Annotated in this window: 1 protein-coding gene; it reads right to left on the reverse strand. The window is 58.2% G+C overall.

Annotated features, from left to right (window positions below; translation table 11 throughout):
* Nucleotides 1–455, reverse strand: a 455-nt coding sequence (locus tag GTN70_11875; GenBank protein NIO17657.1) for a glycine/betaine/sarcosine/D-proline family reductase selenoprotein B, incomplete at both ends; no start/stop codon positions are given.

The raw sequence follows: 455 nt of genomic DNA on the forward strand, positions 1-455 counted from the left end.
TGGGGGATGGCGATGGCCGGTATGATCCTGTTTGCCCCCACGGTCTGTGAGATGGTGATGATGGAGCAGATGTGGGCCACCGGGATTCCGGCCCGCTCTATCTCTTTTGCTATCGTTGCCCCGCAACGAGTGCAGGTCCCTCACGTGGAAGTGAGGATGACCGCCGCAACGCCGTCCCGGACGAGATCTACGGCAATCTCCTTCGCGAACTTCTGGGCGCTGTCCACCGAGGTCCCGTTTCCCACGGTGGAGTAATACCAGGCGTACTGCTGAAAGCCCAGGTCCTTTTCCAGTTCCCTCATCATATCGAGGGGAAGGACCCTGTTTGGATCGATGTTGGCATAGGTGTTGTCGTACCCCCCGTGGGCGGACTGATGGGTCGCGGCTTCCAGCTTTTCCATTCCCGCAAGGGAATATCTCCCGTATTTTGAAGCGTTGGAGCTCTCTATGTGGTC

Source organism: Deltaproteobacteria bacterium, from assembly GCA_011773515.1.
In the GTDB taxonomy this organism is placed as follows: Bacteria; Desulfobacterota; Deferrimicrobia; order J040; family J040; genus WVXK01.